27 protein-coding genes are annotated in these 26,875 nt (G+C 67.0%); 8 read left to right on the top strand and 19 right to left on the bottom strand.

Annotated elements, in window-relative coordinates; genetic code table 11:
- Positions 1–25: 25 nt before the first annotated feature.
- Together miaA and ACVT6V_RS16980 are read right to left on the bottom strand one after the other, a co-directional pair.
- On the bottom strand, positions 26–943 hold the full coding sequence (miaA, locus tag ACVT6V_RS16985) for a tRNA (adenosine(37)-N6)-dimethylallyltransferase MiaA (RefSeq protein ID WP_489894766.1): 918 nt from the start codon (positions 941–943) through the stop codon (positions 26–28).
- The gene (locus ACVT6V_RS16980; RefSeq protein ID WP_489894765.1) at positions 940–1,689 is read right to left on the bottom strand and encodes a class III extradiol ring-cleavage dioxygenase family protein; all 750 of its coding nucleotides are present in this window, start codon (positions 1,687–1,689) and stop codon (positions 940–942) included. The genes miaA and ACVT6V_RS16980 overlap by 4 nt, the downstream gene beginning before the upstream one ends.
- 190 nt (positions 1,690–1,879) lie before the next feature.
- On the opposite strand from ACVT6V_RS16980, the gene ACVT6V_RS16975 reads away from it, so the two are divergent.
- Complete coding sequence (locus ACVT6V_RS16975; RefSeq protein ID WP_489894763.1) at positions 1,880–3,391, top strand: DUF349 domain-containing protein; 1,512 nt, start codon at positions 1,880–1,882, stop codon at positions 3,389–3,391.
- A gap of 31 nt (positions 3,392–3,422) precedes the next feature.
- Here the strand turns inward: ACVT6V_RS16975 and ACVT6V_RS16970 are convergent, their stop codons facing one another.
- The 3 genes from ACVT6V_RS16970 to miaB all read right to left on the bottom strand — a co-directional run bounded on the left by ACVT6V_RS16970 (position 3,423) and on the right by miaB (position 6,085).
- Entirely contained in the window at positions 3,423–3,845 is a 423-nt protein-coding gene (locus ACVT6V_RS16970) for an acyl-CoA thioesterase (RefSeq protein ID WP_489894761.1), read from the bottom strand.
- A 69-nt stretch (positions 3,846–3,914) separates the two neighbouring features.
- A complete protein-coding gene (locus tag ACVT6V_RS16965) occupies positions 3,915–4,526 on the bottom strand; it encodes an Rv2732c family membrane protein (protein ID WP_489894759.1) in 612 nt (203 codons plus the stop codon).
- A complete protein-coding gene (gene miaB, locus ACVT6V_RS16960; RefSeq protein ID WP_489894757.1) occupies positions 4,523–6,085 on the bottom strand; it encodes a tRNA (N6-isopentenyl adenosine(37)-C2)-methylthiotransferase MiaB in 1,563 nt (520 codons plus the stop codon). The genes ACVT6V_RS16965 and miaB overlap by 4 nt, the downstream gene beginning before the upstream one ends.
- 157 nt (positions 6,086–6,242) lie before the next feature.
- Here miaB and ACVT6V_RS16955 point away from each other — a divergent pair, with 157 nt between their 5' ends.
- From ACVT6V_RS16955 to ACVT6V_RS16940, 4 genes are read left to right on the top strand one after another with little or no spacing between them, the layout of a single operon-like run.
- Complete coding sequence (locus ACVT6V_RS16955; RefSeq protein ID WP_489900851.1) at positions 6,243–6,971, top strand: amino acid ABC transporter ATP-binding protein; 729 nt, start codon at positions 6,243–6,245, stop codon at positions 6,969–6,971.
- Between the two features lies 1 nt (position 6,972).
- Entirely contained in the window at positions 6,973–7,998 is a 1,026-nt protein-coding gene (locus tag ACVT6V_RS16950; RefSeq protein WP_489894755.1) for a glutamate ABC transporter substrate-binding protein, read from the top strand.
- Between the two features lie 21 nt (positions 7,999–8,019).
- Positions 8,020–8,703: an amino acid ABC transporter permease gene (locus tag ACVT6V_RS16945; RefSeq protein ID WP_489894753.1), complete on the top strand. Its 684-nt coding sequence runs from the start codon at positions 8,020–8,022 to the stop codon at positions 8,701–8,703.
- The gene (locus ACVT6V_RS16940; RefSeq protein WP_489894751.1) at positions 8,700–9,590 is read left to right on the top strand and encodes an amino acid ABC transporter permease; all 891 of its coding nucleotides are present in this window, start codon (positions 8,700–8,702) and stop codon (positions 9,588–9,590) included. The genes ACVT6V_RS16945 and ACVT6V_RS16940 overlap by 4 nt, the downstream gene beginning before the upstream one ends.
- Before the next feature lie 17 nt (positions 9,591–9,607).
- Here ACVT6V_RS16940 and ACVT6V_RS16935 read toward each other — a convergent pair whose 3' ends face one another.
- From ACVT6V_RS16935 to pgsA, 7 genes are all read right to left on the bottom strand, one after another.
- On the bottom strand, positions 9,608–10,129 hold the full coding sequence (locus ACVT6V_RS16935) for a regulatory protein RecX (protein ID WP_489894749.1): 522 nt from the start codon (positions 10,127–10,129) through the stop codon (positions 9,608–9,610).
- 8 nt (positions 10,130–10,137) lie between these two features.
- Positions 10,138–11,181 (bottom strand): recombinase RecA, encoded by a 1,044-nt coding sequence (gene recA / locus ACVT6V_RS16930; RefSeq protein WP_489894747.1) that lies wholly within the window; start codon positions 11,179–11,181, stop codon positions 10,138–10,140.
- 260 nt (positions 11,182–11,441) lie between these two features.
- The gene (locus ACVT6V_RS16925) at positions 11,442–11,636 is read right to left on the bottom strand and encodes a DUF3046 domain-containing protein (protein ID WP_489894745.1); all 195 of its coding nucleotides are present in this window, start codon (positions 11,634–11,636) and stop codon (positions 11,442–11,444) included.
- A gap of 62 nt (positions 11,637–11,698) precedes the next feature.
- Positions 11,699–12,868, bottom strand: a complete 1,170-nt coding sequence (locus ACVT6V_RS16920) for a glycosyltransferase (protein ID WP_489894743.1) — start codon at positions 12,866–12,868, stop codon at positions 11,699–11,701.
- A gap of 75 nt (positions 12,869–12,943) precedes the next feature.
- Positions 12,944–13,768 (bottom strand): PspA/IM30 family protein, encoded by an 825-nt coding sequence (locus ACVT6V_RS16915; RefSeq protein ID WP_489894741.1) that lies wholly within the window; start codon positions 13,766–13,768, stop codon positions 12,944–12,946.
- 105 nt (positions 13,769–13,873) lie between these two features.
- Positions 13,874–14,233 (bottom strand): helix-turn-helix domain-containing protein, encoded by a 360-nt coding sequence (locus ACVT6V_RS16910; RefSeq protein WP_489894739.1) that lies wholly within the window; start codon positions 14,231–14,233, stop codon positions 13,874–13,876.
- 189 nt (positions 14,234–14,422) lie between these two features.
- Positions 14,423–15,115: a CDP-diacylglycerol--glycerol-3-phosphate 3-phosphatidyltransferase gene (gene pgsA, locus ACVT6V_RS16905; protein WP_489894738.1), complete on the bottom strand. Its 693-nt coding sequence runs from the start codon at positions 15,113–15,115 to the stop codon at positions 14,423–14,425.
- 213 nt (positions 15,116–15,328) lie between these two features.
- Between pgsA and ACVT6V_RS16900 the strand changes: the two genes are divergently transcribed.
- Together ACVT6V_RS16900 and ACVT6V_RS16895 are read left to right on the top strand one after the other, a co-directional pair.
- Entirely contained in the window at positions 15,329–15,916 is a 588-nt protein-coding gene (locus ACVT6V_RS16900) for an amino-acid N-acetyltransferase (protein ID WP_489894736.1), read from the top strand.
- A gap of 18 nt (positions 15,917–15,934) precedes the next feature.
- The gene (locus ACVT6V_RS16895; protein ID WP_489894734.1) at positions 15,935–16,219 is read left to right on the top strand and encodes a YciI family protein; all 285 of its coding nucleotides are present in this window, start codon (positions 15,935–15,937) and stop codon (positions 16,217–16,219) included.
- A gap of 560 nt (positions 16,220–16,779) precedes the next feature.
- Here ACVT6V_RS16895 and ACVT6V_RS16890 read toward each other — a convergent pair.
- Complete coding sequence (locus ACVT6V_RS16890; RefSeq protein WP_489894732.1) at positions 16,780–17,766, bottom strand: TerC family protein; 987 nt, start codon at positions 17,764–17,766, stop codon at positions 16,780–16,782.
- A gap of 220 nt (positions 17,767–17,986) precedes the next feature.
- Between ACVT6V_RS16890 and ACVT6V_RS16885 the strand changes: the two genes are divergently transcribed.
- Positions 17,987–18,409, top strand: coding sequence for an MmcQ/YjbR family DNA-binding protein (locus ACVT6V_RS16885; protein ID WP_489894730.1), 423 nt, complete (start codon positions 17,987–17,989; stop codon positions 18,407–18,409).
- Positions 18,410–18,417: 8 nt separating this feature from the next.
- On the opposite strand, the gene ACVT6V_RS16880 is transcribed toward ACVT6V_RS16885, so the two are convergent.
- From ACVT6V_RS16880 to ACVT6V_RS16855, 6 genes are all read right to left on the bottom strand, one after another.
- Positions 18,418–21,300 carry an FtsK/SpoIIIE family DNA translocase gene (locus tag ACVT6V_RS16880; RefSeq protein ID WP_489894728.1) on the bottom strand — a complete coding sequence of 961 codons (2,883 nt, stop codon included), beginning with the start codon at positions 21,298–21,300 and terminating at the stop codon, positions 18,418–18,420.
- A 127-nt stretch (positions 21,301–21,427) separates the two neighbouring features.
- Positions 21,428–22,063, bottom strand: coding sequence for a TIGR03085 family metal-binding protein (locus tag ACVT6V_RS16875; RefSeq protein WP_489894726.1), 636 nt, complete (start codon positions 22,061–22,063; stop codon positions 21,428–21,430).
- Positions 22,064–22,112: 49 nt separating this feature from the next.
- Positions 22,113–24,053 carry a ribonuclease J gene (locus tag ACVT6V_RS16870; protein WP_489894724.1) on the bottom strand — a complete coding sequence of 647 codons (1,941 nt, stop codon included), beginning with the start codon at positions 24,051–24,053 and terminating at the stop codon, positions 22,113–22,115.
- Positions 24,050–24,958: a 4-hydroxy-tetrahydrodipicolinate synthase gene (dapA, locus tag ACVT6V_RS16865; protein WP_489894722.1), complete on the bottom strand. Its 909-nt coding sequence runs from the start codon at positions 24,956–24,958 to the stop codon at positions 24,050–24,052. The genes ACVT6V_RS16870 and dapA overlap by 4 nt, the downstream gene beginning before the upstream one ends.
- 62 nt (positions 24,959–25,020) lie before the next feature.
- Positions 25,021–25,773: an FAD-dependent thymidylate synthase gene (gene thyX, locus ACVT6V_RS16860; RefSeq protein WP_489894720.1), complete on the bottom strand. Its 753-nt coding sequence runs from the start codon at positions 25,771–25,773 to the stop codon at positions 25,021–25,023.
- Positions 25,774–25,863: 90 nt separating this feature from the next.
- A complete protein-coding gene (locus ACVT6V_RS16855; RefSeq protein WP_489894718.1) occupies positions 25,864–26,646 on the bottom strand; it encodes a DUF427 domain-containing protein in 783 nt (260 codons plus the stop codon).
- Between the last annotated feature and the right edge of the window lie 229 nt (positions 26,647–26,875).

The raw sequence follows: 26,875 nt of genomic DNA, 5'->3' as shown, positions 1-26,875 counted from the left end.
GGGTACGGGTGCACCGGTCACGGACTCACTCCCCGGCCGCTCGCAGGGCCGCGTCGAGGAGGTCGGGTGCCGCGGCGTCGAGCCAGACGATCCGATGGTCGCGTCGGAACCACGATCGTTGCCGCCGCACATAGCGGCGGGTGCCGATGAACGTCAGTTCTTCCGCCGTCTCGAGGTCGTATTCTCCGTCGAGGGCCGCGAGGACCTGTGCGTACCCGATCGCCCGGGATGCGGTACGCCCTTCCCGCAGACCGATCTCGACCAGCGCCCGGACCTCATCGGCGAGGCCCGCGGCGAACATCTGAGATGTCCGCAGCCGGATCCGTTCGTCGAGTTCGCCGGTGTCGCGGTCGAGCGCGATGATGTGTGTGCGCCATCGTGGTTCGCCGATCGTGGGAGCCGAGGCGGCGAACGGCTCGCCGGTGAGCTCGACGACCTCGAGCGCCCGCACGATCCGCCGTCCGTCGGTGTCGAGGATCGAGGCCGCGGCCGCGGGGTCGACCTCGGCGAGCCGACGGTGCAGGGCCGCGACCCCGACCTCGTCCAGCATCGCCTCGTAGCGCTTGCGGACCTCCGGATCGGTGGCCGGGAAGCGCCAATCGTCCAGCAGACCCTGGATGTACATCATCGAGCCGCCCACCAGGACCGGTGTGCGTCCGGCGGCGATCAGGCGTTCGACGTCGTCGGTGGCGGCCTGCTGATAGCGCGCGACGGTCGCGGTCTCGGTGACGTCGAGGACGTCGATCTGATGATGTGCGATGCCGCGCCGTTCATCGATCGGCAATTTGGCCGTGCCGATGTCCATCCCCCGGTACTGCTGCATGGCATCGAGATTGACGATCTCGCCGTCGAGCCGCTGTGCGATGTCCAGTGCCAGATCCGATTTGCCGCTCGCGGTGGGTCCGACGACGGCGATGGGCGCGACGGCGCCGGTGCCTGTCATCGAGGGGTCCACACGGCGACGACATATCCGACTCCGAAGGGTGCCTGCGCGTAGCGCGTCTCCGCCTGTACCGGGCGGTCCCTGCACAGCGACGCGGTGATCTGCCAGGCGGCCCGGCCCGAAGCACCGTCCCGAGCGCACTCGGTGACGTCGAGCTCGGCCAGCGTGGCGGTGTCCGCGGCACCGATCGCGTCGTCGATCCTGCGTTGGAGCCGCATCGCCGACTCCCGCAGTCCGCCACCCGGGGCTCGCGCCGACAGGGCGGTGGCACCATCACCGACGACCAGTACTCCGACCGGCTCCTCGGCTGCGTCGAGTCGGACGCCGAGTTCTGCACCGATGCGCTCGCAGTCGGCCGGCGATGCACACGGCGACACGGTCACGGGCGTCACCTGCCGCGCGCCGACCTGTGCTCGCAACCAGCCCGCGATCAGCATCGACAACGGCAGGCCGACCTCTGCTGCCGAGGAGTCACGTGACCCGGAGTGCTCGCCCGAACCGGAGCCGGCGGTGCCGAGGGTGACCGGTACGTCGACGCCGTAGGGCAGAAAACTGCCGGTCGTGCCGACCTGCTGAGATTCGGAGTCACGCACGCCGATCGCGATCCATCGGGTGGCCGCCGACGCCAGCTCACGGCACGCGGACACGGTCGCCGAACGCACCGCTTCGGTGTCGAACGCCTGCGGACCCGCGAGGTCGGGCACCAAGAGCGGGGCACTCGGCACGAAGACGACAGAGGCCAGCACGTCCACGACGCTAGCCGAACCGCATCGCGAACCCGCGACCGGCCGGTGGCCCAATGTCGGCGCAGCGACCCCACGGCACTCCCTGACCTGGTTCAATGGGGACAGCCTGCGTCGTCGTGCCGACGACCTGGTCTCGACGTAACGGCAGCCGTGACGCGCGGCACCAACCTGCGGGAGAGGGCACCTGCACATGACGAATCCGACCGAGCCGACCACGGCACCCGAGTCCGGCGCGACCGAGGCCGGCGCCACCGAACCCGGTGCGACCGATTCGGCGCCCGCCGCGGCCCCCGAACAGACCGGCCCCACCGCCGACACCGGGGCCGCCGACACCGGGGCCGCCGACACCGGGGCCACTGACACCGGGGCCGCTGCCGATCCGAAACCCCATCCGGTGCCCAAACCCGGGCCGAAGCCCGGTCCACGGCCCGGTCCCCGACCGCGTGCGGCCGAGGTCCCGCCGACGCCGGCACCCGTGCCGTGTGGAGACCCACACGAGTTCGGCAGAATCGACGCCGAGGGCGTCGTGTGGCTGAAGACCCCGCAGGGCGAACGTGAGATCGGCTCGTGGCAGGCGGGTTCCATCGAGGAGGGATTGGCCCACTTCTCGCGGAAATTCGACGACCTCGCGACCGAGGTGGAGATCCTCGAGGAACGTCTGGCCGCCCGCTCCGGAGATCCCCGCAAGGCGCAGGTGGCGGCCCGCCACCTGCTCGACGCGCTCCCGACCGTCGCCGTCATCGGTGACGTCGCGGCGCTCGAGGAACGCCTGACGGTGATCGTCGGCAGTGCCGACGAGGTCGCCGACTCGATCAAGGCCGAACGCGATCAGGCGCGCACCGCCGCGATCGCGCGCAAGGAGGAACTCGCGGCGGAGGCCGAACAGATCGGCGCCGACTCCACACAGTGGAAGGTCGCCGGCGACCGGTTGCGCGCGATCCTCGACGAGTGGAAGACGATCAAGGGAGTCGACCGCAAGACCGACGACGCGTTGTGGAAGCGCTATGCGAAGGCCCGCGACGCCTTCAACCGTCGGCGGGGAGCACACTTCGCCGAACTCGATCGGGAGCGGGCCGGCGCAAAGGCACGCAAGGAGGAATTGATCGTCGCGGCGGAGGAACTGTCCGGCTCCACGGACTGGGGTCCGACGTCGGCCAGGTTCCGTGAGCTGCTCAGCGAGTGGAAGGCCGCCGGACGTGCACCCCGCGACAGCGACGACGCACTGTGGCAGCGGTTCAAGGCCGCCCAGGATGTCTTCTTCTCCGCACGCAACGCCGCCACCTCGGAACGCGACAGCGAGTTCGCGGCGAACGCGGCCGCGAAGGTCGCGTTGCTCAACGAGGCGGAGAAGGTCATCAAGCCCTCGGCCGACATCGAGGCCGCACGACGTGAGTTCCGGACGTTCCGCGAGAAGTGGGACGAGATCGGCAAGGTCCCACGCGATCAGATGGGCACGCTGGAGGGGCGGGCGCGGGCGCTGGAGAAGCGCATCCGTGACGCCGAGGACGCCCAGTGGCAACGTACCGACCCCGAGGCGCAGGCTCGCGCCGCCCAGTTCGCGGACCGCGCCGCGCAACTGGAGGATCAGGCACGCAAGGCCGAGGAACGCGGCAAGGCGAAAGATGCCGCGAAGCTCCGCGAGCAGGCCACGCAGTGGAAGGAATGGGCCGACGCGGCGGCCAGCGCGATCGCGGACCGCTGACCTGTTGCGCGGGTGGTGCGCACCGCGGCGATCAGGCCGTGGTCAGGGTTTTGAGGATACCGATCGCCTCGTCGGTCAACGGCCGTGAGCGCCGCGTCGTCTCGTCCACACCGACGATGACGGTCATGGCCGTGGCCACACACCGATCGTCTTGGAAGATCGCCTGCTCCAGGCCGATCGAGCTCCGGCCGATCGACGCGACCCGAGTGCCGATCACCACGTCGCCCGGCCAGGTCATCTCCGCCCGGAAATCCAGTTCCAGGCGGGCGATGACGAAGGAGCTACCGTCGCCGGCCAGTGGTGACTCCGGGTCGTAAAGAACCGCGACGCGCCCGGACTCGAGGAATGTCGCGAAGACGGCGTTGTTGACGTGGCCCTGTCGGTCGGTGTCCGCGTAGCGGATCTTCTCGGTGACATGTGCGCGGTAGTCCTCGGCGCGGATGGAGTCGGTCATGAACTCACATCAGATCACAGTCGAGCACCCGCGCCGCGTGCGCCCGGCGGGACGGGACACGCGCGCCGTCTAGTGATCCTGATCGGGCTTGTGCTGCAACGACCGTGCCAACGCATCGCGCGTGGCCGCTTCCTTGCGCCGCTCCTCTTCCAGCGCCAGGTGGTAGGTGCTCCGCGCCCAGACCACCCGGGCCCAGTGGAAGGTGAGCACCAGCACTGCGAGCCACCCGACGATCAACCCGATCCCCACACCTGACGGTGGCACCACGCCACCGACGCCCGGCGTGTTTCGCGACCACCAGGCAAGCATGCCCGCGACGCAGGCGATCGCGTTGCCGCACAAGGCAATCCAGGCAACGATCCATCGTCGCGTCAGCAGTGCCAGCGCGGAGAAGCCGATTCCGAAGATCGCGACCAGGTAGACGAAGACCTTGGAGACGATCGTGACCTTCTCCGCAGCGGCGTCGGGTGCGAAGGTGAGCACCTCGATACCACTCGCCGAACCGGTGTGCGGCAGTACCAGCGACAGCATCGCGACCAGCACGCCCACCGCGACCACGACCGCACGCATGCCCGGGTCGATCTCACCGGCCACCTTGCGTTCGGCCTTGCGCAGCTCACTCTCGTAGGCCGCGAAACCCTTGGCCTCGCTCTCCCGCTCGTTCTTGTCCGGCTCGCTCATGACCCACACCCTCCTTCACATCCCGCTCCGACAGGTTCGACGGCCACGGCCCCGATCGTCGGCATGCCCAGGCCGACACCCACCGGCGGGGTGGTCGGCATCCGGCTCGCCTCATGTGCATCTCCCGCACGTGTCCGGCGATGCGTCGCGAGACCGTCGTCGGCGATGAGATGGTGTGGCGCGGCGCCGGTGACCCGGGTCGTCACCACGTCACCGGGCCGAACCGTCTCAGTGCCGGCACGGTCGCCGGCGGCGAAGTGAACGAGCCGACCGTCGCGGGCCCGCCCGGTCATGCGGCGGGTCTGCGCGGACTTGCGACCACTGTCCGCGACGACGAGCAGTTCCACCTCGGTCCCGACCAGCTTCTCGTTCTCGGTGAGGCAGATCTGTTCCTGCAGCGCGATCAGGCGCCGGTAGCGCTCCCCGACGACCTCCGCCGGCACCTGGTCGGGCATGGCCGCGGCGGGCGTACCGGGCCGCGGCGAGTACTGGAAGGTGAAAGCGCTGGAGAATCGCGCGGCGGCGACCACGTCGAGCGTCTGCTGGAAATCGTCCTCGGTCTCCCCCGGGAATCCGACGATGATGTCGGTCGTGATCGCCGCATGCGGCATCGCGGCCCGCACCTTGTCCAGGATGCCGAGGAACTTGCGCTGGCGATAGCTGCGCCGCATGGACTTCAGGATCCGGTCAGAACCCGACTGCAGCGGCATGTGCAGTTGGGGACAGACGTTGGGCGTCTCCGCCATGGCGTCGATGACGTCGTCGGTGAACTCGGCGGGATGTGGCGACGTGAACCGGACACGTTCGAGTCCGTCGATGTCACCGCACGCGCGGAGCAGCTCGGCAAACGCGCCGCGGTTGCGCGGGGCGTCCGGGTCGGCGAAGGACATCCCGTAGGCGTTGACGTTCTGCCCGAGCAGGGTCACTTCGAGGACACCTTGTTCGACGAGTGCGGACACCTCGGCCAGCACATCACCGGGCCGCCGGTCGACCTCTCTGCCCCGCAGGGAGGGCACGATGCAGAAGGTGCAGGTGTTGTTGCACCCGACCGAGACCGACACCCACCCGGAGTATGCCGAATCTCGCTTGGCCGGCAGCGTCGACGGGAAGCGTTCGAGTGACTCGAGGATCTCCACCTGGGCGGTGGCGTTGTGGCGCGACCGTTCCAACAGCGTGGGCAACGACCCGATGTTGTGGGTGCCGAAGACCACGTCCACCCACGGGGCCTTGGCCAGCACCGCGTCCTTGTCCTTCTGCGCCAGACAGCCGCCGACCGCGATCTGCATCCCTGGTCGCTCGGATTTCACCGGGGCGAGGTGCGAGAGATTGCCATACAGCTTGTTGTCCGCGTTCTCCCGGATCGCGCAGGTGTTGAACACCACCAGATCGGGGTCGGCATCCTCGTCGGCCTCGACGTAACCGGCGTCCTCGAGGAGCCCGGCAATGCGTTCCGAATCGTGCACATTCATCTGGCAGCCGAAGGTTCGCACCTGATAGCTGCGGGCCGAACCGGCGGCCTCGGCATCGGCAACACGCCGTTCGGACAACTCGATACTCACACCCTCCAGCGTACGGGCCTGCGCAAATCGGTCTCGCAACAGTCACAGACGAAGAACAACAGGACGTGGTGCGCCGCCCCCACTAGGGTTGGCTGGTATGACCGATTTGCCGAATGACGATTCCGTGACTTCCGGACCGACGTCCGGGTCGCAGCCGATGATCGTCATGAAGAACGTGCAGAAGCACTTCGGATCACTGCATGTGCTCCGCGACATCGACCTCGAGGTGCCCACCGGACAGGTGGTGGTGGTGCTCGGACCATCAGGGTCGGGGAAATCCACGTTGTGCCGCACCATCAATCGACTCGAACCCATCGACAGCGGCGAGATCTACGTGGAGGGCAAGGAGCTTCCGGCGGAGGGCAAGGATCTCGCGCGGCTGCGTGCCGACGTCGGGATGGTGTTCCAGTCGTTCAACCTGTTCGCGCACAAGACGATCCTGGAGAACGTGACCTTGGCGCCGGTCAAGGTCCGCAAGAAGAACAAGGCCGAGGCGAACAAGCGGGCGCTCGAGCTCCTCGAGCGTGTCGGGATCGAGAGCCAGAAGGACAAATACCCCGCTCAGCTGTCGGGTGGCCAACAGCAGCGTGTGGCGATCGCACGCTCGCTGGCCATGGATCCGAAGATCATGTTGTTCGACGAACCGACATCGGCGCTCGACCCGGAGATGGTCAACGAGGTCCTCGACGTGATGGTGTCGCTCGCCAAGGAGGGCATGACGATGCTGGTCGTCACGCACGAGATGGGATTCGCACGCAAGGCCGCCAACCGGGTGATCTTCATGGCGGACGGGGCGATCGTGGAGGACTCCGATCCGGAGACCTTCTTCTCCAATCCCACCTCCGAACGGGCCCGCGACTTCCTCGGCAAGATCCTGGGCCACTGACATGGGCGCAGCAACAGTGACGTCGCGCGGACGCCTGCACCGAAAGTCTGGTCTCGGCATTCTGGCCCTCGCCGTGGTCCTCATCGCCGGAATCCTGGCAGCGTGCGGCAGCTCCGAGCCCAAGAACCTGATCGATTCGATTCGCAGCGGGACGGTCGTGCTCGGTACGAAGTACGACCAGCCGGGCCTGGGTCTGCGCAATCCGGACAAGTCGGTGAGCGGATTCGATCCGGCCGTCGCGACCTTCGTGGTGAACCATATCGCCGACTCGCTCGGCGTCGACCACCCCGAGATCCACTGGCGCGAGACGCCGTCGGCGCAACGCGAGACGTTGATCGACAACGGCGAGGTGGACATGATCACCGCCACCTACTCGATCACGTCCGCCCGAGCGAAGAAGGTGGACTTCGCCGGCCCCTATCTCATCAACTACCAGGGGCTGTTGGTCCGCGAAGACGACGACTCGATCACCACTCTCACCGACCTGAACAAGGGCAAGAAGCTCTGCTCGGTGACCGGGTCGACGTCGGCGCAGAACGTCAAGGCGCAGCTGCCGTCGGTCCAACTCCAGGAATATGACTCGTATTCATCGTGCGTGGAGGCGCTGCGCCGCGGCAAGGTCGATGCGTTGACCACCGACGAGGTCATCCTGGCCGGCTACGCCAACTTCTTCCCGGACGAGTTCAAGCTCGTCGACATGACCTATCCGAAGGACGCCTGCGTCAAGGACGCCCTCAAGAAGGCGGGCACCCCGTTCTCGACCGAGTACTACGGCGCGGGACTGGCCAAGAACTTCCCGGAAGCGGTGACCAAGGTCAACGAGGCCCTCGACGCCATGATGGTCCCCGGGCCCGGCGGCGAGTCCCCCTGGGATCGTGCGCTGCGCGATTCGATCGGCGACGAGCAGGTCGATCGCATGATCGCCCGCGCCGACGCCCCGGACTCGCAGTACAAGTTCACCCCCGATCCGGGGAACCTCAGCTTTCTCGATTCGGAGCCGACACCGTGCCCACCGGGCCTGAGCTGACGAGGAAGGGACGAACCGGACATGAGTGAACTCTGGTCGGACATGGGGCCACAGTTGTGGCCCGCCTTCTGGGTGACCCTGAAGCTGACCTTCTTCTCCTCCATCGGTGCGCTGATCTGGGGCACGCTGCTGGCGGCGATGCGCGTATCGCCGGTGCCGGTGATGCGCGGTTTCGCCGGCGTCTACGTGAACGTCGTGCGGAACACTCCCCTGACTCTGATCATTTTGTTCTGCTCGATCGGGCTGTATCAGAACCTGGGGCTGGCGCTGGCACCGGACAACGAGAACTTCATCGAGAACAACAACTTCTGGCTCGCGGTCCTGGCGTTCATCCTTTACACGGCGACCTTCGTATGCGAGACGCTGCGATCCGGCTTCAACACGGTGCCACTTGGCCAGGCCGAGGCCGCGCGGTCATTGGGACTGACGTTCCCGCAGGTCCTGGGCATCATCGTGCTGCCGCAGGCGGTCCGATCGGTGATCGGACCGCTGGGCAGTGTGCTCATCGCCCTGACCAAGAACACCACCATCGCCTCGGTCATCGGCGTGGCCGAGGCGTCCCTGTTGATGAAGGAGGAGATCGAGACGTACTCCGACCAGATCGTCGCCATATTCATCATCATCGCGATCGGCTTCATGATCATCACGCTCACTGAGGGATTCGTCTTCGGTTACCTCGCAAAGCGATTGGCGGTCAAGCGATGAGCGAGCACTCCACCGTCCTCTATGACGCGCCCGGCCCGAAGGCACGACGCCTGTACGCGACGATCGCCGTGGCGTTCATCGCCATCCTGGTCGCGGTCGCGGTCTACGTACTCGTCGTCCTCGCCGGCAACGACCAGCTGACCTCGGACAAGTGGAGTCCATTCGTCAAGTCGACGACCTGGACGACCTATATCCTGCCGGGACTGTGGGGCACGCTCAAAGCCGCTGCCCTCTCGATCATCCTGGCCTTGTTGCTCGGCGCCGTCCTCGGTATCGGGAGGCTCTCCGACCACGCCTGGGTCAGGGGACTCGCCGGACTGTTCGTCGAGGTCTTCCGTGCCATCCCGGTGCTGATCCTGATGATCTTCGCCTACTACCTGTACGCCGACTACGCGCTCGTCCCCTCCTCCCAGCTGGCGTTTGCAGCGGTGGTGACCGGCCTGACGCTGTACAACGGTTCGGTGATCGCCGAGATCCTGCGGTCCGGGATCAATTCGCTGCCGAAGGGCCAGACGGAGGCGTCGCGGGCCCTGGGATTGCGCAAAGGCCAGATGATGCGCGCCATCCTGTTGCCGCAGGCGGTGACGGCGATGCTACCGGCGTTGGTGTCGCAGATGGTCATCGCGCTCAAGGACAGCGCCCTCGGTTACGCGATCGGCTACATCGAGGTGGTGCGCTCCGGCATCCAGTCGGCGTCGTACTACGGAAACTATCTACCCGCCCTCGTCGTGGTGGCCATCGTGATGATCGCCATCAACTTCGGACTGTCCAACCTCGCGACGTATCTCGAGAAGCGTCTGCGCGGCGGTCCGCGCAAGGCGGAAGTCGCCTCCGGTGAGGAAGCCGATCTGGCGGCCATGGAGAACATGCCGAAGTTCGGCGCTTAGTAGGACAACGTCGGCGGTCAGGCGTCGGTGGTCACCGCGTCGAGGGACTCGGTGACCACCTCGATGGCCATCGACTGCGGATAGCCGCGTCGGACGAGCATGCCGGCCAGTCGTCGAAACAGCTTGTCGCGCAACCCGGGATCCTCTCGGAGCCGATCCACCTGGGCGGGGGTCAGCTTCTTGCCGACGAGTTCGGTTGCGACGGCCCGCTCGTCATCGGGGTCCACCTCCTCCAGGGCCGACTCGATGAGTCCGGTGTCGATGCCCTTCGTCCGGAGTTCCTGGCGGAGCGCCACGCGTCCGCGACCGGAATTGGCATGCCGGGAGCGCACCCATTCGGAGGCGAACTCGGCGTCGTCGATCAACCTGTGCTTGTCGAGTCGGGCCATCACGTCCTCGATGGTCTCGGCATCGAAGCCCTTGCGGGCCAGGCGATCGGTCATTTCGTGTCGTGAACGTGCACGGACCCCGAGGAGTCGGAGTGCCGTATCCCAGGCACTGGGTCCGGTCCGTTCCTCGGGGTCCGATGTGGTGCTCATCGTGACGGTCAGAACTCCACCGGTGCGGGAGCGACGTCGTCGGCGTCGACAACGGCGCCGATGCCGAGCTTCTCCTTGATCTTCTTCTCGATCTCGTCGCGGATGTCATCGTTCTCGATCAGGAACTTCCGGGCGTTCTCCTTGCCCTGACCGAGCTGATCACCCTCATAGGTGAACCAGGAACCGGACTTGCGGATGAAGCCTTCCGCCACACCCATGTCGATCAGCGATCCCTCCTTGCTGATCCCGTGACCGTAGAGGATGTCGAACTCGGCCTGCTTGAACGGCGGCGCCACCTTGTTCTTGACGACCTTCACCCGGGTACGGTTGCCGACCGCATCGGTCCCGTCCTTGAGCGTCTCGATACGACGAACGTCCAGCCGGACCGACGAATAGAACTTGAGCGCCTTGCCGCCCGTGGTGGTCTCCGGCGATCCGAACATGACACCGATCTTCTCGCGCAGCTGATTGATGAAGATCGCCGTGGTCTTGGAGTTGCTCAGCGCCGAGGTCATCTTGCGCAACGCCTGACTCATCAGGCGTGCCTGCAAACCGACGTGACTGTCGCCCATCTCGCCCTCGATCTCGGCCTTGGGCACCAGTGCGGCAACCGAGTCGATCACCAGGATGTCCAGTGCGCCGGAGCGAATCAGCATGTCCGCGATCTCCAACGCTTGCTCACCGGTGTCGGGCTGCGACACCAGCAGTGCATCGGTGTCGACGCCGAGTTTGGCGGCATAGTCGGGGTCGAGCGCGTGCTCGGCGTCGATGAACGCCGCGATGCCGCCCTGCGCCTGTGCATTGGCGACCGCATGCAGGGCCACTGTGGTCTTGCCGGAGGATTCCGGCCCGTAGATCTCTACGACCCGGCCACGCGGGAGACCACCGATACCCAACGCGACATCCAGTGAGATGGAACCGGTGGGGATGACCTCGATCGGCTGGCGCGTCTCCTCACCGAGCCGCATGACCGAACCCTTGCCGAAGTTCTTGTCGATCTGCGCGAGTGCCAGATCGAGCGCCTTCTCCCTGTCCTGGGGTGCTGCTGCCATCGGGGTTCTCCTCCGAACTCTAGGCCGGGGCCGGCCGTGTGTGGGTCTGTGGTTGGGACCGTCTGTGGCTGTGACCATGTGCTTGCACGTTAGCCACGGGGTACGACATTGTTCTCGACTCGTGCTCGTCCATCACTCGTGATCACATCCTTGGACGCTCAACGACCGGTGTTTGGTTCCACTGAGACAAGAATGGACGAACATGTGTTCGATGGCAAGCGCGACACGCGTGGCGGGCGCAGCTCACCCGAAGTCGGCGACTACCAGCGTTCGCGCGGGACGTCGAAGTCTCGGCAGATGGCCACCCAGACGTCCCGCGGATCGATCCCGGCCTCGATCGCCTGCGACCCGGTCCGTCCCCCGAAATCGATCAGAACATGGTCGGCCAGAATCGAATCAGCCGACTGTTCGCCGAATTCGGAGGTGAGCAGCTCGGTGAATTCGGTCAGACGCACGCGGCCAGCCTACGTGAGGACCCGGGCCGTCACCGTGGCACCGTCTCCGCGGCGGCCCGGTGTCAGCGCCGCAGCAATCGCCGCACGATCCGCACCGGATCGACCACATCCCGTGCCGAGGCGGCGGCGCGGGAGGCAGCCGCGGCGAACACGGGATCGGTGAGCACCTGCCGGACCGCTCTGGCCATCGGCTCCACCGCGACCGGGCGTACCAGCAGCCCACTGCCCTGTCTCCGTACCCGATTGGCCAACTCCCATTGGTCACCGCCACCCGGCGCGGTGACCACCGGCACACCGGCCGACAACGCCTTCGCCAGCATGCCGTGCCCGGCACCGCAGATGACCAGATCGGTGTCGGCGAGGATCTCGTCCTGCCGCGCCGTCCCCACCACCACATGATCGGACTCTCCCACCGCGGTCGGCGGGTTCAGGGCCGAGACAACCACCCGCACAGGCATTCCGAGTGACTCCTCGGTGAGCGCGGCGAGTGCGGTGGAGGCCATGTCCGCTGCCCCGGTGGCGGCCGTCGACGGGGCGACGAGCACCAGCGGACCCGCACCGGACGGACGATCGAACAGGGCGTCGGTCGGCTCCCACAGCAACGGGCCGACGAGGTGGGTGTTCTCGGGCCAGTCGGGCCGCCACACCTCCAGCGCCGGCAGCGTCGCGACGAAACGGGCGACAGGGCATCCACTGTGGCCCGTCAGTCCGATCTCCGCCCTCGCCCCGGCCCGTTGCCGCTCCCCGACGCGCAGGGAGCGAGCGGTCAGGGCACGCATCGCCGCGTCCCGCAACCGGCCTGCGGCACCGCGGCCGGGTTCGAGTCCGGAACCGATCGGCGGCCGTCCACGCGAGGGCAGGTACAGCGGATGGGGGGACAGCTCGATCCATGGCAGGCCCGCGAGTTCGGCCGCCCAGCCACCACCCACGGTGATCACGTCGGAGATCACCAGATCGGTGTCGCGCGCGACGAGGTCTGGCGCCAACGCCACAGCGATCCGGGCCGCCCGCCGACTGAGCTTTGCACCCGCGTCGGTGTCGTCGTCGCCGTCCTGCACGGCGAGGCCGGGCAGTTCGACCACCTCGACGCCGCGCTCCCCCGCCGTCCGACACCATTGCGCGCCTGTGTAGACGACCACGTCGTCACCGTCGGCAGTCAGTCGCTCTGCGAGCGCGAACGCCGGAAACGCATGTCCTGCATCCGGTCCCGCGACGACACCGATTCGTGCCACGGATCTCCTCGAGAGCGGTCAACGGCCTCCCACGCCAGTGGGAGGCCGTTGAGTCGGTGGTCGGTCAGCCGATGTTCAGTTGCCCGTCTGGGGCGGCTGCTCGGTTGCGGGTTGGACGGACGGCTGCGCAGGCTGCGCCGCGGGCTGGGCGTTCGCGGCGCCCGAGGACGGCAGCGCGCCGCCGTGCATGCTCGCCCGGATCTGTTCGAGGCGCGCGTGTCCGGCCATCTGGACGCCGGCCTGCTCGACCTCCTGCATCCGACCCTGGACCGAGTTCTGCGCGAGCTCGGCCTGACCGAGCGCGTTGGCGTACCGACGCTCGATCTTGTCACGGACCTGGTCGAGGTTCGGGGTGTTGCCCGGAACGGCGAGCTCACTCATCTGGTTGAGCGACGCACTCACCTGTTCCTGCATCTTCGCCTGCTCGAGCTGGCTGAGGAGCTTGGACCGCTCCGCGAGCTTCTGCTGCAACATCATCGCGTTGCGCTCCACCGCCTGCTTGGCCTGCTCGGCGGCCTGCAGAGACTGGTCGTGGAGGACCTTGAGGTCTTCGACGCTCTGCTCGGCGGTCACCAGTTGGGCCGCGAATGCTTCCGCGGCGTTCGTGTACTCCTGCGCCTTCGCGGCGTCACCGGCGGCACTGGCCTGATCGGCGAGCGTCAGCGCCTGACGCGTGTTGGCCTGCAGCTTCTCGATCTCCTCGAGCTGCCGGTTGAGTTTCATCTCCAGCTGACGCTGGTTGCCGATGACCGATGCGGCTTGCTGGGACAGCGCTTGATGCTGACGTTGCGCGTCCTCGATCGCCTGCTGAATCTGGATCTTCGGGTCCGCGTTCTCGTCGATCTTCGCGTTGCCGGCTGCCATCAGGTAGCGCCACAACTTCACGAACGGGTTCGCCATGCTTCGAGTCAACTCCATTGTCCGGGGTTCGGTGCGGTGTGTAACCAATCTAGCCGTTACGACGGCCGCGCGGCGATGTGTCGACGACGGACGGCCGGTGGCGTCTCACGCCGCCGCGAGCGCAGCCGTCTCGGAGTGACCCGCCGGGCCCGGGATGACGACCTTGGCGTCGAGCACGCCCACGTCCCCGGCGGCCACGAGCGCCTCCGCTCCGACCAGCCGTTCACTGCCGGCCGGGAGCATGGCGAGTCCGATGTCGAGAAGAAGCTCGGCGATCTCGACGTCGAGCGCGTCGCAGATCGCCGCGAGCAATTCGCTCGAGGCCTCTTTCTGTCCGCGCTCGACCTCGGAGAGGTATCCGAGGCTGACCCTGGCGTCGGTGGATACCTCACGCAGGGTCCGGCCCTGCGCGGTACGCACTCGGCGCAGAGTGTCGCCCAGCGCCTCCCGCAGTAGCACTGCCATCGAGGTCCTCCTCACTGCTTGCTGCCCGTGACATCGGGTCAAGCCGATACCACAACGTTCGGGACACCGTATCCGGTTCCCGACGATGCACCCATCGCCCGTGCCGACGACCGTAGTCGAATATCCCGATGGGTGCCGCCCGGCTCGGCCGACGACACGGTCGTTGCGCCGAGGGCGAACACCAGCGTGTCAGCGGTGTCCGACGTCGGTCCGCGCGTCGTCGTCGCGTCGAGGGTTTCGCGGCGCGGTCGAACGCCGCCGCAGCGCCAACGCCTGCCAGACGTAGTCACATCCGGTGATGACCGTGATGACCACCGCGACCCCCATGATGATCGCGGCCACCACGTGCCAGGCTCCGGCCAGTGGTAGCAGGTAGAGACCGATCGCCACTGCCTGGAGGAGCGTCTTGAGCTTTCCGCCGCGGCTCGCCGGGATCACGCCATGACGCAGCACCCAGAATCGCAACGCCGTGACACCGAGCTCTCGCGCGAGGATCACCGCGGTGACCCACCACGACAGGTCGCCCAGTATCGAGAGCCCGACCAGTGCCGATCCGATGAGGGCCTTGTCGGCGATCGGATCGGCCAGCTTCCCGAAGTCGGTGACCAGGCCCCGCCTGCGCGCCAGCCGGCCGTCGTAACGATCGGTGATCGCCGCCACCGCGAAGATCACCGCGGCAGCGATGCGCCATCCGGTGTCATGGCCACCACCGATGAACAGGGCGGCGATGAAGACCGGGACCAGCACGATCCGAAAGACGGTGAGCGCGTTGGCGATGTTGACCACCGGCACCGGATCGACCGGGTCGGTGATGTGATCGGGACCGCGTCCGGCGTCGGCGATTCCCCGCTTCTCGACCGCGCGACGTACACGATCGGTCACGATGCGCCGATCTCTTGTGGTCGCGTCCTGACCCGGCGATACTGCTCCCGCACAGTGCCAGCCTATCGGCTGTGCCTCCGACCCCCGACGTTCAGGTCGTCCTGCGGCCGCACGGCGGTCGTGCGGACCGCTCGACGAGCCCTCGGATCGACGCGTGCGCGGGCCCGAAATCGCCGTGCGCGCCAATCACGATGGCGACTACTGTGTGGTGCCATGCCCCCTGTCGCCCCTGAGCCGACATCTGAGCCGACGTCGTCGGTGCCCACGGGTTCACGCACCCGACCAGGCCCCGCGACGCCCCCCGGCGATGTGACCATCCGGCGTGCCCGCACCTCCGATGTGCCGCGGATCAAGGAATTGATCGACCAGTACGCGGGCCGGATTCTTCTGGAGAAGAACCTCGTGACCCTCTACGAGGCGGTTCAGGAGTTCTGGGTCGCCGACCTCGACGACGTGGTTGTCGGGTGCGGCGCCTTGCATGTGCTCTGGGCCGACCTCGGCGAGGTGCGCACGGTCGCGGTCGACACCGGGCATGCCGGCCGAGGCATCGGGCATCGACTCGTGGCACGACTGATGGACATGGCGCGCGAACTGCAGCTGTCCCGGGTGTTCGTGCTCACCTTCGAGACGTCGTTCTTCGCGCGGCATGGGTTCGCCGAGATCGACGGGACACCGGTGACCCGAGAGGTCTTCGAAGAGATGTGCCGCTCGTATGACACCGGTGTCGCCGAGTTCCTCGACCTCAGCTACGTGAAGCCGAATACGCTCGGGAACACCCGGATGCTGGCCACTCTCAACTGATCACGACAGGAGCCCACGATGGCGATCTTCGCCGTGCACTACAGCTACGCGCCCGCAAAGGCAGCGCTGCGTGACGAATACCGTCCGCTGCATCGCACATGGCTGGGCGAGGAGCACCAGGCGGGGAATGTGCTGATGGTCGGCCCCTACCCGGACGGAACCGGCGCGCTCATCCTCGTGCGCGCCGACAGCCTCGACGGCGCCGAAGCATTCTTGGCCAACGACCCGTTCAACGCGCACCGGGCGGTCGACGGTGTGCGAGTGGTCGAATGGACGCAGGTCTTCGGACCGTTCGTGCCCTGAGCCGCGCCTGAGCCGGCGGGACCGCATCACCACCCGGTCCCTGAGCAGCCGACGAGCACGCGTCACCACCCGCTCCCTGAGGAACCGGTCCCTGAGGAGCCTCCGAGCCTGCGAGGATGCGTCACGAAGGGCCCTTCGTGACGCATCGCTCGTTCCTCGCGAGGCTCCTCAGGGATCGAGTGGGTGACGCATCGCTCGCTCCTCAGGGAGCGGTGGTGACGCATCGCTCGTTCCTCAGGGAGCGGTGGTGACGCATCGCTCGTTCCTCAGGGAGCGGTGGTGACGCATCGCTCGTTCCTCAGGGAGCAGTGGTGACGCATCGCTCGTTCCTCGCGAGGCTCCTCAGGGAGCAGTGGTGACGCATCGCTCGTTCCTCGCGAGGCTCCTCAGGGACCGGTGGTGACGCGTTTCCTTGTTTGTCCCGCGAGGCTCCTCAGGGAGCGGTGGAAGGCGACGGGCGAGGCTCAGCTCATCGGCACCCGGGTGAGGCGACCCAGCGAAGCACCCTCAGGGACCCACCAGCAAGCGCCGCATCACTCACACCGCCGACAGCGATCCGCTCACTTCTCGGCCTGTGCCGTGCTCCGCGACCTCAGCAGGCTCGCGACCGTGGTGATGACCAGCGTCAGCACGATCACACCCAACGAGACCGCCGTCGACACCTCCGGCACCGACACGTGCTCGCCACCGTTGATGAACGGCAGGGTGTTCTCGTGCAGCGCGTGCAGCACCAGCTTCACACCGATGAACGCCAGGATGAACGAGAGTCCGTAGGACAGGTATACCAGCCGGTCCAGTAGTCCACCCAGCAGGAAGTACAGCTGGCGCAACCCCATCAGGGCGAACGCGTTCGCCGCGAAGACCAGGTAGGGCTCCTGGGTGAGACCGTAGATCGCCGGGATCGAGTCCAGGGCGAACAGGACGTCGGTGAAGCCGATGACGATCAGCACCATCAGCATCGGTGTCGCGAGGCGCTTGCCGTTCTTCTTGGTGAACAGCTTGTCACCGTCGTAGTCGTCGGAGGTGCGCAGGTAGCGCTTGACGAACCGCTCGAGCCGGGTCTCGCGTTGCTCCTCGTGCTCGACCGGATCGTCGGTGTCCTTGATGAGTTTCACAGCGGTGTAGATGAGAAACGCGCCGAAAAGGTAAAACACCCAGGCGTAAGCGTTGATCGCGGCCGCGCCGACCACGATGAACAGACCACGCAGCAGCAGGGCCATCACGATGCCGAGCAGCAGCACCTTCTGCTGGTACTCCTTGGGCACGGCGAACTTCGACATGATGATGACGAAGACGAACAGGTTGTCCACCGAGAGTGCTTTCTCGGTCACGTAGCCCGCGAAGTACTCACCGCCGTAGGTGTGGCCCCATTTCCACCACACGAAAAGCCCGAACACGATCGCGATCGAGATGTAGACCGCGGACCAGAACCCCGACTCCTTCAGGGATGGGGCGTGCGGTACCCGAACGTGGGCAAAGAAGTCGAAGACGAAAAGGGCGGCGATCACCACACAGGTGACAATCCAGACAGTTGTAGAAATATCCATTGATGCGATCCTCCAGCGCGCAGCACAAGGGTGCGATGCCAGAGGTCTCTCCCGCCGGAGCCGGCGCACGCCGTCGATCCGACCGACGAATCCGGGTCGGGCGCGCCATGATGATCGGCATCATGGCCCGTGCGACCGTATTGACGGAAACGCCACGAGGATGGGGATACTCCCCTCTTCGATCGTCGCCCAGCGTAGTACACGCAGGTACGGTTGCACCATGTCGGACACGCAGCGCCCGGCGACCGTCGACGACATCCGTGCCATCGCGCGCGGGATGCCGCACGTCACGGATGTCGGCACGTCCACCGACCGGCCCATCTACCAGGTCGGTGGCAAGTCATTCGTGTTCTTCCGCAACCCGCGCCCGGACGCGCGAGATCCGGATACCGGCGAACGCTACGACGACGTCGTGGTCATCTGGGTGCCGTCGGACGCGGACAAGCTCGCGCTCGTCCAGGACCCCGATTCACCGTTCTTCACCACCGCACACTTCAACGGCCACCCGTCGGTTCTGCTCCGGACGTCGAGGGTCGCCGAGCTGTCGGTCGCCGAGCTTGCGGAGGTCATCCAGGACGCCTGGCTCTCCCGCGCGTCGGCGCGTCGCGCACAGACCTGGCTGGCCGAGCACGGACTGAACTGACCGATCGGCTACTCGTCCGGGGTGTCGTCCCCGCCGCCGGTGATGGAGGCGATCACGCCGGCCAGGTCCTCGGGCTTCACGAGCACGTCGCGGGCCTTCGACCCCTCACTGGGTCCGACGACACCGCGCGTCTCCATCAAGTCCATCAGTCGGCCCGCCTTGGCGAACCCGACCCGGAGCTTGCGCTGCAGCATCGACGTCGAGCCGAACTGACTCGACACCACCAGCTCGATCGCCTGGAGCAGATCGTCGAGATCGTTGCCGATATCGCCGTCGATCTCCTTCTTGTCGCCGGCCTTCGCCGTCGTCACGCCTTCGGTGTACTCGGGCTCGCTCTGCTCGCGGGTGAAGTCGACGACAGCCTGGATCTCTTCGTCGGTGATGAACGCACCCTGCATGCGGATCGGCTTGTTCGCGCCCATCGGCAGGAACAGGCCGTCACCCATGCCGATCAACTTCTCGGCGCCGGGCTGATCGAGGATGACGCGGGAGTCGGTCAACGACGACGTCGCAAACGCCAGCCGGGAGGGCACGTTCGTCTTGATCAACCCGGTGACCACATCCACGGACGGTCGCTGGGTCGCCAACACGAGATGGATGCCCGCCGCACGCGCCTTCTGCGTGATCCGCACGATCGCATCCTCGACGTCGCGCGGCGCGGTCATCATCAGGTCGGCGAGCTCGTCGACGATGGCCATGATGTACGGATACGGCTTGTAGACACGCTCACTGCCCAGCGGCGTGGTGATCTCACCGGAACGCACCTTCGAGTTGAAGTCGTCGATGTGGCGCACCCGCGACGCCTTCATGTCCTGGTAGCGCTGCTCCATCTCCTCGACCAGCCACGCCAGAGCGGCGGCTGCCTTCTTCGGCTGGGTGATGATCGGCGTGATCAGGTGCGGGATGCCCTCGTAGGGGGTCAGCTCCACCATCTTGGGATCGATGAGGATCATCCGGACGTCTTCCGGCGTCGCACGCGTCAACAGCGACACCAGCATCGAGTTGACGAAACTCGACTTGCCCGACCCCGTCGAACCGGCGACCAAAAGGTGCGGCATCTTGGCGAGATTCGCACTCACGAACTCACCTTCGATGTCCTTGCCGAGACCGATCACCAGCGGATGGGTGTCCTTGCGCGTCTTGGGCGACTTGAGGACGTCGGCCAGGCGCACCATCTCGCGGTCGGTGTTGGGCACCTCGATGCCGACCGCCGACTTACCCGGGATCGGAGCGAGCAGGCGCACGTTGTCGGTGGCCACCGCATAGGCGATGTTGCGCTGCAGCGCGGTGATCTTCTCGACCTTCACACCCGGCCCGAGTTCGACCTCGTAACGCGTAACCGTCGGCCCGCGGGTGTATCCGGTGACCGCGGCATCGATCTTGAACTGTTCGAGGACACCGCCGATCCGGTCGATCATCTCGTCGTTGGACCGCCCGCCCTGCTTGGGCGGGTCGCCGTCGATCAACAGGCTCGACGGCGGGAGCACGTACTCCCCGTCCACCGCACGATCGACCAGTCCCCCGGAATCGGGTACCGCATCCGAGTCGTCGGGTGTCTTCGAACGGGCGGTCTTGGGTCGCGCAGATCCCCGGCCCGTGCTCGCGCGCGATGGCGCCGCGGGTTCGTCGTCGGGTTCCGTGCCGGGTCGGGCGATGCGTTCGGTGACCTCGTCGTCGAGGGGCACCGTGGTCGCGGCCGCGAAGTCGGCGGCGTCCACGTCCGGGTCCGCCGGTCGGCGGCGTCGCCGACTGCGACGCACCGGCTCGGCGTCCGGCGGATAGTTGTCATACGGGTCGGTCGAGTAGCCGGCGCCGGTGTCGACGACCTCGGTCACCTGGTCCTCCACCGCGAGAGGCCCGTCGATGTCCTCGTCGACGTCCTCGTCGTCGAGATCGTCCCAGGGCGCGACGTCGTCGGCGTAGCCGCGGAGATGTCCGAGCCCGAGGTACCCGGACACGCCGTCGGCCACCTCGCGAACCGTCTTCCCGCTGAGGATCAGCGCGCCGAAGGCGATGCACAACACCAGGATCGGTACCGAGATCCACGCCGTCACTCCGTTGGTCAACGGGGTGCCGACAGCGAAGCCGAGGAATCCGCCCGCCGCCGAGCGCCCCGGAAGATCGACCGGCGCACCGGCAACGAGGTGGATGAGCCCGAGCACCGGCAGCACGATCAGCAGTCCGGCTCCCAGATACCGCGCGCGTTGCGCAGGGTTGGGTGGGCGACGCATCAGGACGACGGCCAGCCCCACCAGTGCGATCGGCATCATCACCGAAACGGCGCCCACGATCGCGCGGATGAGCGCCTCGATGAACGCTCCGACCGGCCCGGCGGCTCCGAACCACACGCTCGCACCGACGAGCAATCCGAGCGCGAGAATGGCGAGGGCGGCTCCGTCGCGTCGATGGGTGTGACCGGTGAGATCTCGGGCGGGCCGACCCGCCGGACGTCGATGTGCCGCCGACCTGTGGGTCCGGTCGGGTTCGTCGTCGACGATCGGTCCGTCGAGATCGAATCCGTCGTCCGAGATCTCGTCGGGTTCACGGGCGGGGTCGCTGTCCGTGCCGCCCACGCGCGCGAGACTTCCGACGCCCCGCGCCATCAGTGACCATCCGGCTCCGAGGCCGCGACCGACCGCGGACGCGCCGCTGGCGGCGACCGAACGTCGATGGATGTCGGCGGACGCGTCCGCGCTCTGGCGGCTCGCGCTCCGCCCGGCCGACGAGCCGCTGCGTCGGGTCGCGCTGCTGCGAGCGCCACCTGAGGTGCTCTTGCGTGCGTTGGTGCTGCGTGTCCCCCGCGAGCCCGACTTGGTCGTTCCCGCGGTCGCGCGCGCCGGTGTCTTCTGTGCACCGGTTTTGCGCGCACCCGTGGTTGCTCTCGACGCCATACCGACAGACTAGTCGCCAGGCGTCACGCCAGTCACATGGGCAACACTGACAACGCGTTTGCGTGTCGAATTCGTAACTTGGTGGGATCGAGGGCCTAGGCAATCAAGGTCCTAGGCAATCAAGGGCCTAGATACCCCGCTTCGCGATCTTCACCGAACTGACGATCTGCTCCTCGCCCTCGAAGCTCACGTCGAGCGGAGAACGACCGAACACGAACAGTACGAGTTCGCCGGGGGTACCGGTCACCGCCACGGGCTCACCGTGCCCAGCCGTCACGACCTCATGGCCGTCGGTGGTGCGCAGCGTCACCTTCGCCGGCGAGTTCCGCAGCGTCATGCGGCCCGTCGACTTGGCCGCGCCGAGAAGTGCCCGGCCCATCTCCGGGGACAGTTCTCTCGGCGTCCATGCCTGGTCGTGCGACGCGGCGCCGCGGAGCACGTCCTCGTGGTGGACGAACATCTCGGCGAGATTCGCCCAGCGGTCGACCAGTTTGAGCGGCGAATAGACCGGCGGGCCACTCGCGAGCTTTTCCAGCAGCGCATCCCACGATTCGGTCTCGGCCGCAGCCGCACGCACCTTCTCGGTGTACCCGGCGAACTGTTTGATCATGATCCCCGGGGCGGAGTCGGGACGCCGTTCACGTACGACAAGGTGGGCGGCCAGATCCCGGGTGGTCCAGCCGTCGCAGAGAGTGGGCGCGTCGGGTCCGACCGATCGCAGGGTGTCGACGAGAGCGGCGCGTTCTTCCTGTGCGAGTGTCACAGCCCCAGCCTAGCGGCGCCGACGGGCCTCCCCGGGCGGCGCGAGCGGCTCAGGCGCCGACAGCGAGCACGGTCGGCACGATCATCGGGCGACGGCGATACGTGTCGGCGACCCACCGTCCGACAACCCGACGAATGGTCTGCGCGATCCGGTGCGCGTCCGTCACGCCTTCGGCGGCCAACGCATCCAGCGCCTGATCGACGAGGTCCGCTGCCGCCTTCAAGGCGTCGGGATCGTCGGAGAATCCGCGGCCGGAGACCTCCGGCGCGCTGACCGCTCGCCCGGTGGCCGCATCGATGGCGATGGTGATGGCGATGAACCCGCCCTCACCGAGCACGAGTCGCTCCGAGAGGGTCGATTCGCCGACGTCACCGACGGACAGACCGTCGACGTACACGTGGCCGACGGGAACCCGGCCGACGATCTCCGCGCGGCCGTCGACGAGGTCGACGACCACGCCGTCCTCGGCCAGCACGACCCGGTCCTCGGCGACCCCGGTCGCCACCGCCAGCGCGGCGTTGGCCCGCAGGTGCCGCCACTCTCCGTGCACCGGCATCACATTCGACGGACGAACAGCGTTGTAGAGATACAGCAATTCGCCGGCCGACGCATGTCCGGAGACATGCACCTTGGCACTCTGCTGCGTGATGACCGTGGCGCCTCGCTTCGCGAGCCCGTTGACCACCGCGAACACCGAGTTCTCGTTGCCCGGGATCAGTGACGACGCCAGCACCACCAGGTCGTCGGCGCGGATGTTGATCTGCCGATGCTCGCCGCGGGCCATCCGCGACAGGGCGGACAGCGGTTCTCCCTGGGAGCCGGTCGAGATCAGCACGAGCCGGTGGTCGGGCAGCGTCGCGGCGGTGTCGAGGTCGACGAGTACACCGTCGGGCACCGTGAGGTAGCCGAGATCCTGGGCGATCTGCATGTTGCGCACCATTGACCGCCCGACGAAGCAGATGCGCCGGTTGTGCGCGTCGGCAACGTCGACGATCTGCTGGATGCGGTGCACGTGGCTTGCGAAGGACGCCACGATCACTCGCTGTTTGGCGCGTCCGATCACCTGATCGAGGACTCCCCCGATCTCGCGTTCGGGCGTGACGAAGCCGGGGACCTCGGCGTTGGTCGAGTCGACCAGGAACAGATCGACGCCCTCGTCGCCGAGCCGGCTGAATCCCGCGAGATCGGTGAGTCGGCCGTCGAGCGGGAGCTGGTCGAGCTTGATGTCGCCGGTGTGGAGCACGGTGCCGGCCCCGGTTCGGATCGCGACCGCGATCGCATCCGGGATGGAATGGTTGACGGCGAAGTACTCACACTCGAACGGCCCGTGGGTGGTGCGTTCGCCTTCGGTGACCTGTATCAGCTTCGGCCGCAGGCGATGCTCGCGGCACTTCGCCTCGACCAGCGCCAGCGTGAACTTGGACCCGATCACAGGGATGTCACTGCGCAGTCGCAGCAAGAACGGGATCGCACCGATGTGATCCTCGTGACCGTGCGTGAGGATGATCGCGTCGACGTCGTCCATCCGGTCTTCGATGTAGGTGAAGTCGGGCAGGATCAGGTCCACGCCGGGCTGGGCATCCTCGGGGAACAGGACGCCGCAGTCGACGATCAGGAGGCGACCGCCGTACTCGAAAACCGTCATGTTGCGGCCGATTTCGCCGATTCCGCCGAGCGCGACGATGCGCAGCCCGTTCCGCGGCGCGCGGCGCGGGGTGCCCAGCCGGTCGACGGCGGGCACGGTTGCCGCACTCTGGTTTCCCCGACCGCGGTTGTCACCGCGGCGCCGTTCATGGCGGCCGCCACCCGAACGTGCCGCGGCAGGCTGTGGCCGATCCGGTCGTGTCGCAGCGTGTTTGGCGTCTTGCGACTGCTCTTTGGGCTGCTTCGGCGGCGTGTCCCGGGCGGTGTTCTCGGTCGGTTGTTCCGGGGGCGTTGCCGGGGGGCCGGCCTGGCGACGGGCACTGCGGCGACGGCGGGGTTCGGTCATCGGTCCAACACACCTGCTGCCCGCAGATCGGCGATGAGCGCCTCGATCTGAGGACCGTCGGCAGGCACCTGGGGTAACCGTGGATGACCGACGTCGAACCCGAGGATGCGCAGCGATGCCTTGACCATGGTCACCCCGCCGAGCCGGCCCATCGCGTTGACCAGCGGCAGCATCGACGTGTTGATGTCGCGCGCGGTGACCACGTCACCCTTGTCGAAGGCGATCTGCATGTCCCGCAACCGGTCTGCGACAAGGTGTCCGATCACGCTGACGAAACCGGTCGCGCCGACCGACAGCCACGGCAGGTTCAGGGCATCCTCACCGGACAAGTACTCGAGATCGGTGGAAGCGATGATCCCGGCGGCCGAATGCAGGTCGCCCTTGGCGTCCTTCACAGCCTTGATCCGTGGATGTTCGGCGAGTGCGAGCATGGTCTCGTTGGCGACGGGAACCACCGAGCGTCCGGGGATGTCATAGACCATCACCGGCAGGTCGGTCGCATCGGCGATCGTCCGGAAGTGGGCGAGCACACCGGCTTGCGGGGGCTTGGAGTAGTACGGGGTCACCACCAGCAGTCCGTGGGCGCCGATCTTCTCCGCCTCGATGGAGAACCGGACGCTCTCGGCGGTGTCGTAGCTGCCGGCGCCCTGGGTGATGCGGGCGCGGTCGCCCACGGCGTCCAGCACGACACGCAGCAGGTCCAGTTTCTCGGGCACCGTTGTGGTCGGCGACTCACCGGTCGTGCCGGACACGATCAGTCCGTCGCACCCCTTCGACACCAGGTGATCGGCCAGTTCTGCGGCCTTGTCCAGATCCAGCGCACCGTCCGATGTGAACGGAGTCACCATGGCGACGCCGATGGTCCCGAACGGGTGTGTGTGCAGCTGGTCTGCGCCTGCGGTCATGGTGCTCAAGGCTACCTGCTCCATAGTGCGCTGACGCATACGGGCGGACTGTGTCGCGCCGGTCAGCCTTCGAGCACAAAAGGCGAGGTCGCGACCTCGGTTCCGTCTGAGAGGGTGCCGATCTCGAAGTCTCCGAAGACCGTCGGCGCAACCCGCATCAGTTGCCGTAGGCACTCGACCGCGAGTTGACGGATCTCGACGTCGGCGTGCTCGGTGGCGCGCATGCCGACGAAGTGGCGCCAGGCCCGATAATTGCCGGTCACGACGATTTTCGTCTCGGTGGCATTGGGCAGCACCGACCGCGCCGCCTGTCGCGCCTGCTTGCGGCGCAGGATCGCGTTCGGGACGTCGGCGAACTTGGCCTCCAACGCGTCGAGCAGCTCGCTGTAGGCCTTGCGGCTCGCATCAGTGGCCTCGGCGAAGAGCGCCTCGAGTTCGGTGTCACCACGGATCGCCGGTGGCGCGACCACATTGGAGTCGTGCTCGGGGACGAAGCGTTGAGACAGCTGCGAGTACGAGAAGTGCCGATGCCGGATCAGCTCATGGGTGCAGGACCGCGAGATACCGGTGATGTAGAAGGTCACCGACGCGTGCTCGAGGAGTGACAGGTGTCCTACCTCGAGGATGTGGCGCAGATATCCGGCGTTGGTGGCCGTCCGCGGATTCGGCTTGTCCCAGCTCTGGTAGCACGCCCGACCGGAGAATTCGACCAGCGCTTCACCGCCGTCGGCGTCGGTACTCCACTCGACGTCCGGCGGCGGGGTGAACTCGGTCGCAGCCACCATCTGCACCTTCAGCGGTACCAACTCGGACAACGGTCCTCCTCACCTCCAGCGCCGCAGGGCCCCGTCTTCTCGCCGGGACGGCTCCGTCGATTGTCCACCAGCCGCACCGGACCGTGTCGGTCACCCTGCCGGGTGGACCGTGACGTCGACGCGATGGTCGTAGAAGCAGATCAGATCGCGCACGGGTTCGCCATCCGGAAGCGGGTGCGGGTAGCTCCACGCGACGTCGGACTCGACATGCCCGTCGACCGCCACCGACCAATACCTGGCGTGGCCTTTGTATGCACACGTTGTGGTCGTCTCGCTCGGAACAAGCAGATCCATCCGGACATCCTCACGCGGAATGTAGTGCCGCGGGGGTAGGTGGGTCTCAAGTAGCAGTGTCGGCCGCCGGCTGTCCGCGATCACGGTCCCTCCCACCCGGACCACGACATGCCTGCTGGTTGACAGACAGTCGATCCGCTTGAACGGGTCGTGCGGATGGGCGAGCGCCACCTGTTCCTCGTCCCGCCATTCGTCGAAGGCGTCCCAGTCGAGGACGATGTGGTCGGCCAGATCGGGATCTTCTGGACTGAAACCGGCTTCGGCGAGTACTCGGGCCGGTGTCTGGATGTCCCAGGCAGTGCCCGGACACGTGTGGATCGAAAAAGCATTGTCGGGTGTGAGGATGGGCGGCCGGTCGGTGGAGGGCGTGATGGGAACCGGGTTCATCGCCCGCCCGTCCAGATCTGTGGCCGGTACGGCGTAGTACCCGACCACCCGATCCGGTTCCCACACGAGAATCGCGTTGTGCGAGTCGACGATCGTGTCGCCGTCGACGAATGCACGCACGCGTCGATGCATCGCCGCCCAGCGCAGCGAGTGCAACCGGGACATCGTCAGTTCGTCCATCGAGGTCGCCATGGTAGAGATCGTGCTCCGATGAGGCTCGGCGCGCCAGACCCGGCGTGCGCCGAACCCCTCCGACGCCCACTTCGATCCGCGAGGAACGAGCCACGTGACGGACCCTTCGTGACGGTCCTCCGCTGGCGCTCCGGACCTCCTCACGGATCGGCGAAATCCCTAGGCGTCACTCCGGGGCGGCGCCCTGAGGCGCGCGCCTGCGAGGATGCGTCACCACCCGGCCTCTGAG

It is taken from the genome of Gordonia sp. LMA167 (assembly GCF_058130025.1).
The sequence above is the reverse complement of the archived record's forward strand: the minus strand, read 5'-3'. Positions and strand labels throughout refer to the sequence as shown.